The organism is Colwellia sp. 12G3 (assembly GCF_002836775.1).
Taxonomy (GTDB): domain Bacteria; phylum Pseudomonadota; class Gammaproteobacteria; order Enterobacterales; family Alteromonadaceae; genus Colwellia.
The window spans coordinates 1-15993 of sequence record NZ_PJAQ01000005.1 but is presented as its reverse complement, the minus strand read 5'-3'; the positions used below and the strand labels follow the sequence as shown (position 1 = coordinate 15993).

Here is a 15993-nt window from a genome sequence, read left to right as displayed (position 1 = left end):
AAGAGATTTATTATTATTTTTCGAGTACAACATAAATGAAGAGCCGCTGAAGAAATCGTAACTATGTATTTCTTTGTTAACGTATCTCATGGCTACTAGTTATATCAAGTTCATTGAAGTCATCGGCCCTTATATCTTTTATTATAATTTTTTCACTTATAGGTATTGATTTATTTCGATAACATGTCACTGTATGTAAGCTGAATAGTTATTCTACCTTACTGATTAACAATAATGTTCGTATTCAGTCCACAATTCGATTCAAACAATAATTAAAGGAGTAGCGCTTCAATGTGTTCGATCTTTGGTATATTAGATATAAAAACAGGTGCAGATGCACTTCGTCCTAAAGCATTAGAATATTCTCGTCTATTACGTCACCGCGGTCCTGATTGGTCAGGAATTTATCACAACGATAATGCAATATTAGTACATGAACGCTTATCTATTGTTGATACTGAGCATGGCGCTCAACCATTATACAATGGTGATAAAAGCAATGTACTCGCTGTTAATGGTGAAATTTATAACCATAAAGCTTTAGCCAGTAACTTAAACGTTGATTATGCTTTTCAAACCGCGTCAGATTGTGAAGTTATCTTACCTTTATATGAAGAATTTGGTGTCGAATTTGTTGATAAGCTTCAAGGTATGTTTGCCTTTTGCTTATATAACGCCACCGACAATAGCTATTTAATTGCCCGCGATCATATTGGTATTATTCCTTTATATACTGGTTATGATAGTGATGGTAATTTTTATGTGGCTTCAGAAATGAAAGCACTGATGCCTATTTGTAAAACAGTGTCTGAATTTCCTCCTGGGCATATTTTAGATAGTCGTGTTGGCGAGTTGCAGCAATATTATAAGCGCAATTGGCAAGATTATGCTGCCATTAAAGACAATACCACTAGTACCACTAAAATTCGTGAAGCGTTAGAAGAGTCGGTAAAAAGTCATTTAATGACCGATGTACCATACGGTGTATTATTATCCGGTGGTTTAGATTCTTCATTAATTTCGGCTATTACACAAAAATTTGCTGCTCGTAGAATTGAAGATAACGATTTAGCAGAAGCATGGTGGCCAAAAGTACACTCATTTGCTTGTGGTCTTGAAGGTGCTCCTGATTTAATTGCGGCCCAAACCGTCGCTGACAGTATTGGTACTATCCACCATAGTATTGTCTTCACTGAGCAAGAAGGTATCGATGCGCTTAAAGAAGTTATTTACCATTTAGAAACCTACGATGTAACAACTATCCGCGCTTCAACGCCAATGTATTTAATGGCACGTAAAATTAAAGCGATGGGTATTAAAATGGTCCTGTCTGGTGAAGGTGCTGATGAAATATTTGGTGGCTATTTATACTTCCACAAAGCGCCTAATGCCCAAGAGTTTCATGAAGAATTAAATCGTAAGTTAGATCGACTTCATAAATTTGATTGTTTACGTGCTAACAAGTCTATGTCTGCTTGGGGCATTGAAGCTAGAGTGCCATTTTTAGATAAAAACTTTATGGATGTTGCTATGCGCATCAATCCTCAAGATAAAATGTGTGGCAACGGCAAAATGGAAAAAGCAATTTTACGCGAATCTTTTGAAGGTTATTTACCTAAAGAAATATTATGGCGTCAAAAAGAGCAGTTTTCTGATGGTGTTGGTTATTCATGGATTGACGGCTTAAAAGTTTATGTTAATTCACAAGTAACTGATCAACAACTTGAAAGTGCTAGCTTTAGATTTCCGGTAAATACACCAGATAGTAAAGAAGCATATTTCTATCGTTGTGTCTTCGAAGAAAGATTCCCGTTAGCGTCTGCTGCCGACTGTGTCATAGGCGGCAAGTCAGTTGCTTGTAGTACAGAAGAAGCGCTTGCTTGGGATGAGAGCTTTCAAAACAACGCCGATCCATCGGGTCGTGCTGTACTGAGCGTTCATAACGAAAGTTACTAGTTCAAGCGTGTAAGAAAATAACTAACTTACAGTAACAAAAAAAAGCCGATAATACGTATTATCGGCTTTTTTAATACCTGAGTATGGAGTCTTGAAGGATTTTAATGGCGCCATTGCAAGCGTATTTTATTACGCCCTACTCTTTGTAGCTCACTTATTTAGTTGATGAAACATCAATAGCAGAGAAAACTTTTTTACCTGCTACCCAAGTTTGTAATACCTTTCCTTGCCAAACTTTACTTTCCGCCATAGTAAATATGTCATCCGCCAGAAGAATGAAGTCCGCCTTTTTACCTGCCTCTAAGCTGCCTATAATTTTTTCTTGATGGCCAGCATAAGCTGCATCAAGTGTAAAACTCCTCAAGGCTTCAAGAGGCGTCATTTTCTGGTCTGCATACCAGCCACCAAGGGGTAAATCTTTATGATCTTGTCGGGTAATTGATGCATGTAAACCATAAAATGGGTTGGGTGATTCTACCGGAAAATCAGAGCCAGCGGCAATAACAGCATTACTATCTAGCAATTTTCGCCAAGCATAAGCACCTAAAATACGTGCTGTGCCCAGACGAGAAACCGCCATATTTTTATCACTCGTGGCATGTGTGGCTTGCATTGAAGCAATGATATTTAGCGATGAAAATCGAGGAATATCTTCTAAACGCAGCACTTGAGCATGCTCTATTCTATGACGTAATTTTTTAGTATCACTCTTTTGTATTGCTTGTTGATAAAGATCTAAAATCAATTTATTAGCATTATCGCCAATGGCATGAGTATTCACTTGAAAGCCTGCATCCATAGCAAAATCAATATAGTGCTTTAGCGTTTTATTATCATGCAATAACAAGCCTTTGTGGCCCGAATGATCGCTGTAATCACTAATTAATGATGCACCTCTACTGCCTAATGCGCCATCAGCTTGAATTTTGACACTGTGAAGAACGAACATATCATCTTCAGTTTTATAAGGCCCCTGCTGCAATTGTTGTTGCCAGTTCTTACTCGGTAAATACAACATACCATTAATACGAATAGCCATATTGCCTTCACGAGCAAGCATTTTATATAAACCAATATTTTTTTGGTCTATACCTGCATCATGTACACTGGTTAAACCTAAACTTGCCAATGACTTCATGGCCTTTGTTAAAGCGACTTTATCTTCTGCAAGTGAAGGTTGAGTTATACTCTCAATGATTAAGTCCATTGCATTATCAATAAAAACACCCGTAGGCTGGCCATTTTTATCTTTTATTATTTCCCCTCCCGCAGGCGCCTTGCTTGCTGAAGTAATTCCCGCCAACGCCATCGCTTTAGAATTTGCCCAGCCAGCATGGCCATCCACTCGTCTTAGCCATACAGGCTTATTAGGGAACGCTTCATCTAGGCTTTTAGCATTTGGATAAGCATTATTAGACCATTGCACCTGATTCCAACCACGACCAAGTATCCAACTCAATGAGGGATTCTCCTTGGCATAGGATATCGCCCGATTAACAGCATCATTCTCTGAAGTAGTATTGACCAAATCCACTTGCAGTAAGCTGTGTCCATACCCAAGGACATGACCATGTGCATCAATTAACCCCGGTAACATAGTATGACCTTGGCCATTAATCACAATCGCATCATTAGGCGTTTCAACCACATCACCTAGCAGGTAAACTTTATTTATCGTGTCATTAGTAAATGAAATGGCAGAAAACTGTTTTAGCGATTTATCGATGATAGTATAGCCATTAACATTCGTTATCAACGTTGTTTGGGCCATAAGTTGGGAGCTGATTAGCAGCATAGAAAAGGTACTAATAAATTTAATTTTTTTCATAGTATGTGTCTTATTATAGTATTGTTTCATTGACTTTTTTGTAGCTAACTCACCTTAACATGATCCTAAAAATATGCGAAAAGATCAAATAGTTAATACTAATTTTCTTACTATTAAAGCTTAAAGTATTGTGAGCATGCTCATAATGACGTTATCTAAATCACTTACGGTTAAATGACAAGAGGTAAGGTAATAGTTATGGATGTGCCAACGCCTTCTTCTGACGTCACTTTAATCAAACCTTTTAGCTGTTGATTAACTAAGTTATAAACAATATTCATGCCTAAACCTGTACTTCCCGAACCTCTTTTAGTGGTAAAGAAAGGTTCAAAAATATTTTCCAATGTCTGTTCGTCCATACCTTTACCCGTATCACGATAACTGATCTCAACGTTTTGCTTTGCGGTCTCAAGTATAGTAATTGTAATCCCCCCTGCTCGCACATCATCAAAACCATGAACCAGTGAATTCATCACTAGATTAGATAGCACTTGTGAAAAGACCCCTGGTATCGTTGTAATGAGTACTTTATCTAGACCATTTCGCTTATAGGTTATATTACGCTTTTTCATTTCAACAGAAAGTGTCGACATTACCTCGTCACTATATTTCGCTAAGTTTATTTCCCGGTGTTCACTGACTATTTGATCTGCCGCTACCAATTTAAAGTTTCTTAATAAATCTTTAACACGTTCCAGTGCTTTTTCAGACATAATTAATGATTGCTCAGTTTTATCTATATGCTCATCCATTCTGTTTTTACTTAATGAAGCACCTTCAATTTTATCTTTAATTTCTAAAGTATCATCTAATACCAAGCTATTAGCTGTTATCGCAATACTTAAAGGCGTATTTATTTCATGAGCTACGCCCGCCACCAACCGACCTAAAGACGCCATTTTTTCTGATTGAACTAACTGTTCTTGTGCTTCATTTAAATGGGCCAATGTTTTTGTTAATTTTTTAGTCGTTTTTTTATTTTTATTAAAAAAGAAGATAATGAGCAATGTTCCGAGTATAGCCATGGTTGTTACAACAGTGGTCAAAAACAAGTAGGTTCTCTGATTACTGATTATTTGTTTTTTACTCATTAAATCATCACTTTGGTCTTTTAACAGTGCTCTATGTTGAGCTAGTTCCCCTTTTTGTATCGTTAACACTTTTTTGTTTTGCTCAACAGTAGCTAATATCGCTTGGTTTTGTGCTGATTTCTCAGCTAGTTTTATTTGTTGAGAAATCAGCTCACTTTCTGTTTTTGTTGATTGTTCGGTTACTTGCTCTAAAGTGAGTCTTTGCTGCTCTAATTGCTGCTGCTTTTTAGTCACATTGAGCTTTAATTGAATTAATTCAGATTTTTGTAATTCTGCAGCGTTAGCCTTTTGAGATAATTCGCTATTTAACCTGTTAAGTGCTTGCTTAGAAATAGTTAATTGCTGTTGCTGCTTTGTTAAGTTATTTTGTAATTCTATACTTATTTCTCGAGTCTTTTGCATTGCCATTTCGGTTTCACGATAAAGTGTTGCTATATCTAATTCACTACCACCGAGCAACAATAAGTCTGCTGACATGCTAAGTTTTTCATAAATGATATTCGATTTGTTCACTTCAAAAGAGATTACAGTCGAGTTATCTTGATGCATCAGGTTTATCATCACATCGTGCTTATTTTGGCTATTGTCTGAGATTATTAAGGTATTAGTTCCGCGTAGAGCACTTGCTATTTTATGTAGATCATCATTGAATTGCTGCGGAATATATACGCTATCGGCGCGTTTTAGTTCGTCGACGTTATTAGCATAACTGACGAGGATTGTTTTGTTCTTAATTTTTTTATTTTTAAGTGCTGTAGAAAGGAAGTTAAAATAGTCAGACTCCTTATAAATAGCCAAATGATAGTTGTTTTTATTGCGCTCATTAGGCCAAGTAATATGTTTAAAGAAATTAACCATATAAGCTGATTTTATATGCTTTGCTTCGAAATTTTTCGCATTAACAACAGTAATGAAACTGACAGTAAAGTATATGCATAATAGCAAAAGAGGGTTATGCCAACCAAATTTTCGTGTCATTCATAATAATCGTATAATAGATTGTATTTAAAGCATAAGGCACCCTATTTAAAAATCAAGCCTAACGAAAGCATCTTGACTAAAATTGGTAAGATAAGCCGATTTCTATGGCTCGGCCTGGTAGTGGGTTACCTAGTTCACCATCGATAGAATGATAATAATGTTGATTGAAGACATTAGATATTTTTAGGTAGGTACTTATATAATCATTTTTCATGTTGTTTTGCCGAGAAAAAGTAATATCAAACCTTGAGATATAATCAAGTTCTCCATTAAAGTCACTATGATAAAGCTGCATAAGATTAACCGTAAACCAACTGAATATTCCTGTTAGTGACAGATTACTTTTAAACTTTGCAATATCGATTGTAGCTTCTTTAGAATCTTCTTTTGGGATCACTTGGCTGATAAAACTATTCAGCTGCCAGTTTTGGGCAAAACGCCACTGTAATTCGACTTCAGCACCATAGACAGAATAATCTTGTGATAAGTTTACAAAGGTATTTTGACTACTTATATTGTCATTCTTATTAACAAAAAATACTGGCTGACCATTTAATAAGTTCTCTGTATGGTTATAAAAATTATTAATCTTTATCAAAAAATTATTTTGCTGATAAGAAATAGACAACTCGGTAGAATCAATTGTCTCTGCTAGCAAATGGTTCGGAAGGCGAGCTAAAACTTTTTCAGGATTTTGCGCCTCTTGATTGATGAGTTCGATTGCTTCAGTATTTAATAAGTATTCTTTTAAACTAGGCGCACGAAAAGCAGAGCTATAAGACGCTTTTAGTGTCCATTGCGGGTTCAACACTTTGACCAATGCAATACGAGGTGACCACTGAGAAAAGCTATCCGTTAAATACTCCCCTTTATCAAATCGAATGCCTGCCGTTAAGTGAATATCAGCCAAAGAAGACAATAAGTCATAATATTGAAAATACACTCCCTGATTAGTTTTTATTGCGGAGTCTGTTCGAGGGAAATAGTCAACGCTGGGTAAATCATAAGGTGGCTGAGATAAGTTACTTTGATTAAAGCCTGTCGCGAAATAATCTCCTTGCTCTTGTCTTTCTTCAATTGAGGCACCAAATATTAAAGATTGCTGGTCCGCAATATGCCAGTTTATCTCACCTTCCACTAGCTGGGCATTTACCTTAACCCGATAGCGACTATAGGTAACAGTATCGCCTTGACTAATTTGCATACGGTTCTCATTACTTGATACGCCCTGCTCTGTTGAATCATTGTTGACAATCTTTATAGCCACATTAACGTCTTCACCAAATTGTTGTTGCCAAGATAGATAACTAATTTTAGTTGTCCAATCAATTTCATTCTCTATGTCTGAAAAGTCACCAGTCCAATGCTCCCCTAATCCACTTTGTCTATTTAATTCAATATAACCCAAGGTAAAGTTACCCAATCGGTCCGTTTTAGCGTGTTGTCTTGCATAAATAAACTCAGAATTTTGATCATCATAGTATTTTTGCATAGGAGAAAGTATTGGTCCTACTAATGCATCATCACTCTCGTTTTGATAATGCGAATAGGCAAGATAGCTATGTCCAAATTGAGAGTGTAAGTTCCCTTTCAAATTAGCTCTTATTCCTTTACTCGTATTTTGATAACTAGCTTGTGCCGAAAAATCATTGTCGCTATTAAATGCTGAGTTTAAACTTGTTACCCCTAAGAAAGCACTTTGCCCATAAAGCGCTGATGCAGGGCCACGTAATAACTCTAATTTACTCAACATCCACAAGGGTAATTCATTTTCTACCGGCGCTTTATTTGCCCTAACATGATTAATACGAATACCATCAAGTAAGACGAGATGTTTGTTATTTTCAAAGCTACCCGATTTTTGGCCTCGTGTTTCAAATATCCGTTCTCCATAGATACTGTAACTACTGTAACCTGGACTTATATCAGCTAAATCAGCTAATTGATGTATACCCTGCTGGAATAATTGTTCATGACTATAAGTACTTACTGTTGCAGGCGAAAGATTTAATGGCAAATCGACTTTCGACGATACTGAAACATTAACTCGTGATAACTGCTCTAGTGTTAAATCAAAGACAGACTCTTGTCCGACACATACTAGTGAGTTTAGTAACAACGAGCCTACTATGATTTTTTTATAATCGTTGGCCGTAGTGAAACATTTTAAAAGTGAACTAAACATATAACAGTAATGATCAATGGTAAGTTACATAATATTACTTTAGGTTAATTTATTTGATATTACAAAATGTTATCTGTATCTATCCAAACCTCCTTTACCTAATGAATTCAACTCGAATTAGAAATATTTTGAAGTAGTATAGGTATACATTTTGTCTTAACTTCAAAGAGTAAAATAGGGTAAAATAACCTTCTTATTATTAAGCTATCAAATCAATTAAAGGTTATCGCGTGACAGATAAACATCTTATTTGGGACTTACCCTTACGCATTTTTCATTGGAGTTTCGCGGTTACTATTCTAGCTTGTTGGTATACTGCTGAACAAGGCGCTGATCTGGTTGAAATACATATGAAACTAGGTTTTGTTGCCATAACTTTAATTGTATTTCGGGTTTTGTGGGGCTTAATCGGTCCTAAACATGCTCGGTTTTCTCAGTTTGTGCCTTCGCCAAAAACCCTTTTATCCTATTTACGAAAATCAAAGTCCGATAAAACAACACCAGGGCATAATCCATTGGGTGCCATGATGGTTATTTTAATGATATTACTCATATCAACACAGGCAATTAGCGGCTTATTTATCAATGATGATGTATTTTCTTCAGGTCCCTATTACGGCAGTATAAGTAACGGGTTAGAAAAAATAATGCGTTTATTACACCACAATACCTTTGACTTTATGATTGCAGCAATTGGCTTACACCTAGCAGCAGTTGCTTACTATTGGCGTGTAAAGAAACAAAACCTAGTTCTACCTATGATCACGGGGAAAAAATCTGCTGAACAAGTTAACGCTGTTGATGCCATACCCCATTCAAAGATAATTCTTGCCTGTGTTGTTGCGGTTTGCTGTGTCGGTTTTGTTTATTGGCTGGTTGTGATGAATGCGCCTGTGATAGAAGAATTCTATTACTAACGCTCAAATATATTGAAGTAAATCTAATAGCGCGAAAATATGACGAGTTTATCTTATGGTAATTGAGAGCAACACGACTTGGAATATTTAACCGGCACAAGTGGGTATTAATAATGGGATTGGTATTATTATAAAAAAACCTTTGCAGAATATAATCCTGCAAAGGCTATTTTAAAATAGTAAAGTACTAGGATTTATTTATTCTTCTTTAAAATGGTCATGACAACCACCACACGTTTTACCTACACCACCAATGGCCTTTTTAATAGCGCTTTCATCTTTTGACAGTGCGGCAACCATTAACGCTGTTGATGCTACCGTTAATTTATCGATATCTTTGCTGAAATGTTCAGGATCTTGCCAAATTTTAGCTAATGCTTCTGTTTTTACATTAAACTTAGATGTATCTGTACTAGCATAATCAGCAATCATTAAAGATAATTGATTGATACGCGTCGCATTTTTTTCAACTACTGCTGCATCTACAGGGATTTTTCCCTTAGCCATTGGGCCCAAAGGACCCATGTTACTACCAAGTAGTTTGAATATAGATTGACGTAACTCAGTTGCATAGACTGCATGTTTTTCAGAGCTTGCTGGTTGTGCCATGCTAGCGGTTGCAACCACTAAACTTGCTGAAACGGTTATCGCTAAAATACTTTTTTTCAGAACACTCATCGAGTTTCTCTCTTAATAATTATTATTTGATGATTTTTACAGGGCTAGTGTAGCGTAATAACTCGCCACAACAAGCAACAACTTGTAACTAAAGCCAGAGGCTTATTGCGGTTAAATAAGCCCAACTGTTAAAGCCGTTTATAAGCCATTAACAATTTCTTTAACTAATGGCGGTCCTTGATAAATAAAGCCGGTATACACTTGTACTAAACTGGCACCCGCTTGCAGTTTTTCATTGGCATCAGCGCTTGATGCGATACCACCCACACCGATAATGGGTAATTTATTATCAAGGGCTTCACTTAATAGTTTTATCACTAAAGTGCTTTTTTCTTTAACTGGCTGCCCACTCAATCCACCTTGTTCATCACCGAACTCAAGACCTTCAACACCTTCGCGCGATAACGTTGTATTGGTTGCAATAACGCCATCAATACCATTATCAATTAAAGATTTAGCAATAGATTTCACTTCGTCGGCACTTAGATCGGGGGCGATCTTAACGGCTAGCGGTATATACTTGCCATATTTTTCAGCAAGTATGCCCTGCTCTGCTTTTAATGCAGACAACAACTCATTCAAGGCATCGCCATATTGTAATGAACGTAAACCAGGGGTATTTGGAGACGATATATTTACTGTGATGTATGTCGCTAAGTCGTAGACTTTTCGCATACAGTGAATGTAATCATCTTTAGCATTCTCATCAGGCGTGTCTTTATTCTTACCAATATTAATGCCAAGAACACCTTTGAAATTTGCGGCTTGTACTTGTGATACTAAGTAATCAACACCTTTATTATTAAAACCCATTCGATTAATTACTGCGTTTGCAGACGGTAATCTAAAGATACGAGGTTTGTCATTACCTGGTTGTGGACGTGGCGTTATAGTGCCAACTTCGACAAAACCAAAGCCCATTGCAGCAAAGGCATTAATACACTCACCGTTTTTATCAAGGCCTGCCGCTAAACCCACAGGGTTAGGAAAATTAATCCCCATAACAGTAACAGGTTTATCTTGAACTTGTTGTTTATAGAACACATTAAGTGGAGATTTTCCTGTGTTTTTTAAGCCTTTAATAGTCAACTCATGGATGGTTTCAGCATCAAACTGAAAAAGTACTTTACGAATGGCTGGATAAAACATAATGCCTCGGCTTATTGCAAATTATAAAAATAAAAAATCCCCGCGTGGCGAGGATTTTATCAGTTAAGGCTAGCATTACAATATGCTAGCTCTGTTTGACTAAAATAAACTTACTTCATTGTACTTTTGGTGTTTATTTAGCTGAAACAGGTTGGCAATTTAAACTCAATAACATTAATTCACGTAACGCGACTGAGAATTTTGCGAAATCATGAGATTGGCCAACTTTAAAGTCAGCTAAAATGTGCTTCCAGCGTTCAAGTGGCTGCTCATTCGTGTCAATCCATAGGGTAAGTAACTGGTCTAAATCAGCAAATTGTGTGTCACATTGACATCGTAAAACAACCGAGGTCAATGAACGTTGCTGCCAATCCAACTCTTCTCTAAATGATGCACGAGCAAGTGCTTGCCAATGGTTTGCCACTGGCTGGCGAGTAATTTGGTCTAAGAACCAATGTAACTCTAAACGTGCCCCAAGTTGAAAGTACAAACTTGCTGCTTGTTCAACGGTACAGTTATTTTCATGGGCAATTTCAGCAATATCCATGGTTGAAAATAACGTACTTAGTTGCGAGAGTCGTGTAGCAATGACTTTAGGTACACCTGACTCAACTAAATCATGAGCAACACGCTCAATTGATTCCATTTCATCACTGTTCATAAAGCTAGCTAATTGCTCAGTCAATATTACAAAGGTAGGTTGATATAAGGCAATTGACTCTGCAATAGACAGTGATTTATTACGGTGACGTAAGAACCAACGAGTTACACGACGAACAGTTCTACGATATTGGAACAACATTTCGGTTTGAATAGCCGTTGTTATTTGGTTGTTCAACACTTCAATTTCTTTCCAGAATTTTTCTAGTTCAAATACAGCACTGGCAATAGTGTAGCAATTGGCTATTTCAGCAACGCTTGCGCCTGTTTCTTCTTGCATACGGTTGACAAAATTAAAGCCCATATCGTTACCAATTCTGTTGGCAAGTTTGGTCGCTATAATTTCTGCACGCAATGGATGCAGTTGCATTTCATTTTGATATTTTTCACGTAATAGTTTAGGGAACGCTTCTATCAGTAGCGCGTTATGGTAAGGGTTATCTGTAATTTCAATGTGCACTAAATCATCTTTGAGTACCATTTTACTATAAGCAAGTAATACAGATAGCTCTGGACGTGTTAAGCCTTTACCTTTTGACAATCTATCCGCAATTTCTTCATCATCAGGAATAAACTCAAGACCTCGATTTAATTTCCCTGCTCTTTCAAGCTCCTGAATAAAGCGAACTTGCTCTTTCAATTGATTAACACCACGCATTGCTGTGATAGATAAAGAATGCGTTTGACGGTAACAATCTTCAATAACAATTTCACCAACGTCATCGGTCATATCGTAAAGTATGTTATTACGTTGCTTAACGGTTAAGTCACCATTTTGGACCAAGGTATTGAGTAATATTTTAATGTTTACTTCATTGTCTGAACAATCAACACCACCAGCGTTATCAACAGCATCCGTATTAATGCGACCACCGTTGGCTGCATATTCAATACGACCTAATTGCGTTAATCCTAAGTTACCACCTTCACCAACCACCTTGGCTTGTAGATCTGCACCATTGATACGTAACGTATCATTAGCTCTATCGCCCACTTCAAGATCTGTCTCTTTAGAACCTTTAACATAAGTACCAATACCACCATTCCACAAAAGATCCACTTCCATGGTTAATATGGCTTGCATCAAATCAGTTGGCGCCATGCTTTGCTTTTGTGTGCCAATCATTTTCTTAATTTCAGGCGTTAACTTGATTGATTTAACATGGCGACTGAAAATACCACCACCTTTAGAGATTAGTTCTTTGTTATAATCTTCCCAAGTACAACCCGGAAGGTTAAATAAACGTTCTCGTTCTACATACGAACTCGATGCTTCTGGGCTTGGGTCAATAAAGATATGCATATGGTTAAATGCGGCTTGTAAACGAATATGCTTTGATAGCAACATACCATTACCAAAGACATCACCCGCCATATCGCCAATAGCAATACAAGTAAAATCAGTGCTTTGACAATCAACATCCATTTCTCTGAAGTGACGTTTAACTGATTCCCAAGCACCCTTGGCTGTAATACCCATGGCTTTATGATCGTAACCAACACTGCCACCTGAGGCAAAAGCATCGCCTAGCCAGAAGTTATACTCATCTGAAATAGCATTTGCAACATCAGAGAAAGTCGCTGTGCCTTTATCTGCAGCAACAACTAAATAAGCATCATCTTCATCTAAACGAACGACATTTTTTGGCGGTACAATTTCACCTGCAACGATATTATCAGTAATATCTAGTAGAGCGCGAATGAAGGTACGGTAGCACTCTTTACCGGCTTCAAATATTTCTTCACGAGAACCATCAGGTAATTGTTTACAAACAAAACCACCTTTAGCGCCAACAGGAACAATTACACTGTTTTTAACTTGTTGAGCTTTAACTAAACCAAGCACTTCCGTACGGAAATCTTCACTTCGGTCTGACCAACGCAGTCCACCACGAGCAACTTTACCGCCACGTAAATGAACACCTTCAATTTGCGGAGAATAAACAAATATCTCAAATTTTGGTACCGGTTGAGGCATTTCACTGATTAATTCAGGAAGCATCTTAAATGAAATGTATGACTTATCACCTTTAACTGGATCTGGTTGAAAATAGTTAGTACGGATAGTGGCATTAATCATTTCAACAAAGCGACGAATAATACGGTCATCATCTAAGTTAGCCACATCCTCAAGTGAGCTTTCGATTTCAGCTAATAGTTTGCTAGTCGCTTTCTCTTTCGCACTTGGAGTAGATTTACTTTTTGGGTCAAAACGTAAGGTAAATAAGTTGATCAGCAATTCAGCAATTTCAGGATAACGAGAGAAGGTATTCTCGATATAACTTTGAGTGAAACGACCTGCTATTTGGCGTTCATATTTCGCATAGGCACGTAAAATAGAAACAGCACGGCCTTCAATACCAGCACCTAAAATCAGACGGTTAAAACCATCGTCTTCTAAGTCCCCATGCCATACTTTGGCAAAAGCATCTTGAAACAGTGTTCTGACTTTATAGACATCAAACTTACCTTCACCAGTAAGTAACATGGAGAAGTCTAATATCCAACTCGTTTCTTCTTCTGTTGTTTTAATAGCATATGGGCTTTCGCCAATAACACGTAAACCAAAGTTTTCTAACATAGGTAACACATCACTTAAGTGAATTGGTTCGCCTTTGTGAAATAATTTTAGTTTTACAAAACGGCTCTCAGCTTTCTCTTCAAGCGGTTGATAAAAAAGCATTTCTAGATTATTTTCAGCACTGATATTTTCAAGCTTTTCAATGTCAGCAATGGCTGAGCCTGGTAATACTTCGTCTTTGTAAGCTTGTGGGAATTTAATATATTTACGGCTAAGGGCTTTAGCTGCAGATTCACCAAGATTATCACCTAATGCACTGACCAATTTATCGTCCCAGTTACGGGCCGCTTCATTTAAATTCTTTTCTATTTCTTTCACATCAATATCTGCTTTAGTTGAGTTCACTCGAACGATGTAATGGGTTCTAGCATGAACCGACTCTGAGAAGAAGGTGGTGAATTCAACTTCTTCATTACTATTAAACACTTCTTGTAATAAGTTTTGCGTTTCAATACGTAATTTAGTGTTGTAGCGCTCTCTTGGTACATAAACCATACATGAGTAGAAACGATCAAATGAATCACGACGAACAAATAAACCAGTATAATCACGTTCCTGCATCTGTAAGATACCAGTCACATTGTGCAGTAGCTCATTTACAGAAGACTGTAAAATTTCATCTCTTGGATAAGTTTCTAGTATATTAATTAACGTTTTATAATTATGTGTACCTTTCGCGAACGGAGATGCTTCACATACAGCCATTACCTTAGAATTGATAAGTGGTAAATCTAAAGCACTGTTTGTGTAATAAGCAGAGCCAAAAAGACCAATAAAGCGCTCTTCACCAACAACACTACCTTTATCATCAAATCGCTTAATACCGATATAATCAAGCTGGGCTGGACGATGTACACGCGAACTAGAATTGGTTTTTGTTAAAACAAGATGGCTATTACCCAAGGCAACTTCACGACCTTTTTCGCTTAAACTGGAGACTAATCGAGATTTAGAACCCTGTGAATTTTTCATCAAACCAAGACTAGACTCAACATTCGCTTCTAAGGAAATATCACCTTTAACCGCTTTAACATCATATGAACGATAGCCCATTAAAGTAAAGTTGTTCGCTGCTATCCAGTTTAAGAAACTTAAAGTATCTTCTTTTTGTTTTTTAGTTCCAGGCAATTTAGCTTTTTTAACTTCCGTAATTACCTTGTTTAAACAAGACAACATTGGCTGCCAATCACTTACCGTTAATCGAATGTCTTCGACAACAGACAATAGCGTTTCTTTAATAGCATCTAATTCTTCTTGGTTAGATTGGCAGTCTATTTCAATTAAAAAGACAGTTTCTTTTGAGTCAGCTTTAACCTGATGATCAACAATGGCGGCTAACTCAATGACTTCTAAGTTTTTGCCTCGCACTATTTTAAGCGGTGCATTTAACATCAAATGTGGTGATAAACCTAGGCGGTTTAAGGCGATCCGGATAGAATCCACTAAAAATGGCATATCCTGAATAATCACTTCAATTATTGTATGACTAGATTTCCAACCGTTCTTACTTACAGACGGATTGAAAACATGGATAACAGGGGCATCATCAGTATGTTCATTAAGAGAGCTCCACAAACTCAATACTGCACCATACATATCACTTTCATTACGGTGGTCGAGATCTAACGATGACATATTGCCATAAAGCAAGTGGGTAAATTGCTCAACTAAAGGAGCCGTTTTACCATCTACTTTTTGCTGGATAAGATTTGCTACATTGCTAAGTATAACCGAGGGTGAACCGTTTACTAATGCCATGGTGTTTCCTTTTCCTTTTAAAAAGAAAGCTTGAAATAACTGAATTTTTTTTGATAAAAAAATGCTTTTGAACTCAAGGAGCCAAAAGAATAATATTTATTCTTTTTATATTTTATATTTTATCTATCAGAATAGACTAATAAGTGAATTTTATGAATAAATTTAGGCTTTTGCGAGCGTTATTTTGTATTTTAGTTAGTTAATTTTCA

General features: G+C 36.8%; 8 protein-coding genes. 2 read left to right on the top strand and 6 right to left on the bottom strand.

The window, feature by feature from the left end:
• The first annotated feature begins 291 nt into the window (after window positions 1–291).
• Window positions 292–1956 (top strand): asparagine synthase B, encoded by a 1665-nt coding sequence (asnB, locus tag CXF71_RS01550; RefSeq protein ID WP_101231241.1) that lies wholly within the window; start codon window positions 292–294, stop codon window positions 1954–1956.
• Window positions 1957–2110: 154 nt separating this feature from the next.
• Here the strand turns inward: asnB and CXF71_RS01545 are convergent, their stop codons facing one another.
• From CXF71_RS01545 to CXF71_RS01535, 3 genes are all read right to left on the bottom strand, one after another.
• Complete coding sequence (locus CXF71_RS01545; RefSeq protein WP_101231240.1) at window positions 2111–3784, bottom strand: amidohydrolase; 1674 nt, start codon at window positions 3782–3784, stop codon at window positions 2111–2113.
• A 170-nt stretch (window positions 3785–3954) separates the two neighbouring features.
• Entirely contained in the window at window positions 3955–5853 is a 1899-nt protein-coding gene (locus tag CXF71_RS01540) for a YfiR/HmsC family protein (RefSeq protein ID WP_101231239.1), read from the bottom strand.
• A 79-nt stretch (window positions 5854–5932) separates the two neighbouring features.
• Window positions 5933–7975 carry a TonB-dependent receptor plug domain-containing protein gene (locus CXF71_RS01535; RefSeq protein WP_198559800.1) on the bottom strand — a complete coding sequence of 681 codons (2043 nt, stop codon included), beginning with the start codon at window positions 7973–7975 and terminating at the stop codon, window positions 5933–5935.
• Window positions 7976–8271: 296 nt separating this feature from the next.
• Between CXF71_RS01535 and CXF71_RS01530 the strand changes: the two genes are divergently transcribed.
• On the top strand, window positions 8272–8958 hold the full coding sequence (locus CXF71_RS01530) for a cytochrome b/b6 domain-containing protein (protein WP_101231237.1): 687 nt from the start codon (window positions 8272–8274) through the stop codon (window positions 8956–8958).
• Between the two features lie 198 nt (window positions 8959–9156).
• Here CXF71_RS01530 and CXF71_RS01525 read toward each other — a convergent pair whose 3' ends face one another.
• The 3 genes from CXF71_RS01525 to CXF71_RS01515 all read right to left on the bottom strand — a co-directional run bounded on the left by CXF71_RS01525 (window position 9157) and on the right by CXF71_RS01515 (window position 15784).
• Window positions 9157–9636 (bottom strand): c-type cytochrome, encoded by a 480-nt coding sequence (locus CXF71_RS01525; protein ID WP_101231236.1) that lies wholly within the window; start codon window positions 9634–9636, stop codon window positions 9157–9159.
• Between the two features lie 138 nt (window positions 9637–9774).
• Window positions 9775–10785 carry a quinone-dependent dihydroorotate dehydrogenase gene (gene pyrD, locus CXF71_RS01520; RefSeq protein ID WP_101231235.1) on the bottom strand — a complete coding sequence of 337 codons (1011 nt, stop codon included), beginning with the start codon at window positions 10783–10785 and terminating at the stop codon, window positions 9775–9777.
• Window positions 10786–10918: 133 nt separating this feature from the next.
• Entirely contained in the window at window positions 10919–15784 is a 4866-nt protein-coding gene (locus CXF71_RS01515) for an NAD-glutamate dehydrogenase (RefSeq protein ID WP_101231234.1), read from the bottom strand.
• Between the last annotated feature and the right edge of the window lie 209 nt (window positions 15785–15993).

What these genes read in the sequence shown, in the direction of transcription:
- CXF71_RS01545 (WP_101231240.1), bottom strand. Translation starts at nt 3,784, where the DNA reads ATGAAAAAAATTAAATTTATTAGTACCTTTTCTATGCTGCTAATCAGC.
- asnB (WP_101231241.1), top strand. Translation starts at nt 292, where the DNA reads ATGTGTTCGATCTTTGGTATATTAGATATAAAAACAGGTGCAGATGCA.
- CXF71_RS01540 (WP_101231239.1), bottom strand. Translation starts at nt 5,853, where the DNA reads ATGACACGAAAATTTGGTTGGCATAACCCTCTTTTGCTATTATGCATA.
- pyrD (WP_101231235.1), bottom strand. Translation starts at nt 10,785, where the DNA reads ATGTTTTATCCAGCCATTCGTAAAGTACTTTTTCAGTTTGATGCTGAA.
- CXF71_RS01515 (WP_101231234.1), bottom strand. Translation starts at nt 15,784, where the DNA reads ATGGCATTAGTAAACGGTTCACCCTCGGTTATACTTAGCAATGTAGCA.
- CXF71_RS01525 (WP_101231236.1), bottom strand. Translation starts at nt 9,636, where the DNA reads ATGAGTGTTCTGAAAAAAAGTATTTTAGCGATAACCGTTTCAGCAAGT.